This window comes from Albidovulum sp. (assembly GCF_049646345.1).
GTDB lineage: Bacteria > Pseudomonadota > Alphaproteobacteria > Rhodobacterales > Rhodobacteraceae > Albidovulum.
The window spans coordinates 1-2822 of the sequence record NZ_JBARVQ010000779.1; the positions used below are offsets into that span (position 1 = coordinate 1).

2 protein-coding genes are annotated in these 2822 nt (G+C 63.0%); one reads left to right on the top strand and one right to left on the bottom strand.

The window, feature by feature from the left end; genetic code table 11:
* On the top strand, positions 1-1081 hold a 1081-nt coding region (tnpC, locus tag WBB85_RS20480; RefSeq protein WP_432640435.1), incomplete at its 5' end, for an IS66 family transposase.
* Positions 1082-1141: 60 nt separating this feature from the next.
* Here tnpC and WBB85_RS20485 read toward each other — a convergent pair.
* A partial coding sequence (locus WBB85_RS20485; protein ID WP_432640436.1) for a recombinase family protein occupies positions 1142-2822 on the bottom strand: 1681 nt, incomplete at its 5' end.

Below are 2822 nucleotides of genomic sequence, written 5' to 3' on the forward strand. Positions count from 1 at the left end.
CCCCAAATACGGCTGCCGGGCTTGCGGCACCATCCACCAGGCGCCGGCGCCGGAACGGCCGATCGCCAGGGGGCTGGCAACGCCGGCGCTGCTGGCGCAGGTGCTGATCAGCAAATATTGCGATCACCTTCCGCTCTACCGCCAGAGCCAGATCTTCGCCCGCCAGGGCGTCACGCTGAACCGCTCGACGCTGGCCAACTGGGTGGCGGGCGCCGCCTGGTGGCTGGCTCCGATCCGCGATCGGATCGCCGATCACGTCATGGCGGCGGAGAGGGTCTTCGCCGATGACACGGTCTTGCCGGTTCTCGATCCAGGCCGCGGGCGCACCCGTACCGGGCGGCTCTGGGTCTACGCCCGGGACGACCGACCCTGGGGCGGGAATGATCCGCCGGCGGTTCTCTATTGTTATAGTCCGGACCGTCGTGCCGAACGTCCGGCTACGCATCTGAAGACGTTCAGAGGTATCCTGCAGGTTGACGGATATCCCGGCTTCGAGCCGCTGGCCGCACGGCGCGACATCGATCTGGCCGCCTGCTGGGCGCACGCACGGCGCAAGTTTTACGACGTGCATCAGGCGACTGGCTCGCCGATCGCGCAGGAGGTCCTGCGCCGGATCGCAACGCTCTACGCGATCGAGGCGGAGATCAGGGGCCGTTCCGCCGCTAGCCGAAAGGCCATACGGCGCGCGCAGTCCCGCCCGATCGTGGACGACCTGCAGCCCTGGCTCGAGCGGCAGTTGCTGCGCCTGCCACAGCGCAGCGGTCTCGCCGAGGCGATCCGCTACGCGCTCACCCGATGGCCGGCGCTCTGCCGGTTCCTCGAGGATGGTCGGATCGACCTCGATACCAACACCGTTGAACGCGCCATCCGTCCGGTCACGCTCGGTCGCAAGAACCACCTCTTCGCCGGCTCCGACGGTGGCGCCGACAGATGGGCGACAATCTCCACCCTGATCACCACTGCGAAACTCAATGACGTCGAACCTCAGGCCTGGCTGACAGATGTCCTTCACTGCCTCGCCGACGGCCATCCGATCAACCGCATCAACGAGCTCCTGCCGTGGAACTGGGCGGCCGTTTAAGCTCATTCTCCCTTCTCCCGTGTCATAAGTGGACGCTTACGGGAACCGGGTGGTGCCTTATCAGGGATCGATTGCAGCGTTTTTGAACCCGTAGAGCTGTTCCTGCAGGGCCCAATCCAGCGGGATCGGCCTGCGGATGATCCGCTCCAGGGTCAGCTCGGACGGCTGTGATCCGTCCAGAATCGCGCGCTGGATTCTGGGCGACAGAAACGCGAGTTGAGCGCGTGTTCGGATGTATGAGTCTGAATGTGGAGACGTGGAAGCCATTTGGGCCAATGACTTTCCGCCTTTCAGATCGTTGACCCAGTGATGCGCGCGCGCCAGGGCGCGCAGCAGGGTTCGGTCCGGTTCCGGCCTGTGGTCACCCGCGATCAGCCTGGCCTCGACACCACGGCGTCGCAGAGAGAATGGCATTTCAATCGCCATCACCTCAGGGTTCAGATGCTCGGGTTTCAGCCCGAGTTCGGCGGAAAGGGTTTCGGGGGTCAGAGTCAGCGTGATCGTATTGGCTGCCAGAGTGCCAGCGGAAAGAAGCCTCGCCAGCAGGGCAGGTGACCCTTCCCTGAGCCTCTCCGACATCATGCGCGCATGTTGATGGAGCCCATCGACGCCCCTGAGATCGGGCGTCGCGCAGAGCCGATGCGAGCGATCGAGGTTTTTGACATGATCGGCAATGAGACCGGCGACGAGTTGCTCCAGCGCCGGGGCCGGTATTCGCCAGCCCCGCGGATCGGGCCCACCCGAGATCAGGCGGTTAGAAACATAGTATCGAAGCTGACGGCCGTGGCGTCTGGTGTGTGTCGGTGTCAACCGATCGCCGGTCTCGTCGCGTAGCTTTCCGGTCAGGGGCGCGGTCTGTGGCATTGATCTGGATATGTCGTTGCTGCGCGTTCTGGGTCTTGCGCTGGCGGCTTGTAGCTTGCCCTGGACGCAGTCCCACAGGTCATCCGGGATGATGGCGTCATGAAGGCCATCCCAGATGTTGTCCCTGTGTTTGATCTTGCCGATGTAGATCGGATTGCGAAGCAGCGCGTAGATCTGGCCGCGGGTGAAGAGGTTGCCGCCCTGAACCCGCCCGCTTCGAAAGTGATGTTGTTTCGAACGTAAACCGATTTGCTCTGCCTCCCGGGCGACAGCGTTCAGACAGCCCAACCGGTCGTAAAGTTGAAAGATCGCCTCAACTCTCTTTGCTTCATCCCTGTTTACGACAAGTCCGCGGACCTTGGGGTCGGGATGCGGGTCATAGCCAAGGGGTGGCACGCCACCCATCCAGAGCCCTTTCTTCTTGGAAGCGGCGATCTTGTCGCGGATCCGTTCAGCTGTGACTTCGCGTTCGAACTGGGCGAAGGACAAGAGTACATTGAGCGTCAGGCGGCCCATGGAGGATGCGGTGTTGAAGGCTTGCGTCACCGAGACAAAGGAACAACCCGCCTGGTCCAGCCGCTCGACGAGCTTGGCGAAGTCTGCCAAGGACCGGGTAGGCCTGTCGATCTTGTAGACCACGATCATCTGGATGCGGCCGCTGTCGATATCGGTCAGAAGCTGCTTGAGGGCAGGCCGCTTCAGTGTTCCGCCAGAGATGCCGCCGTCATCATAGCGGGTCTTGTCGAGGACCCAGCCTTCATGACGCTGGCTGGCGATATAGGCCGAGCAGGCCTCGTGCTGGGCATCAAGGGAGTTGAAATCCTGATCAAGGCCTTCGTCGGAGGATTTGCGCGTGTAGATGGCGCAGCGGATCCGC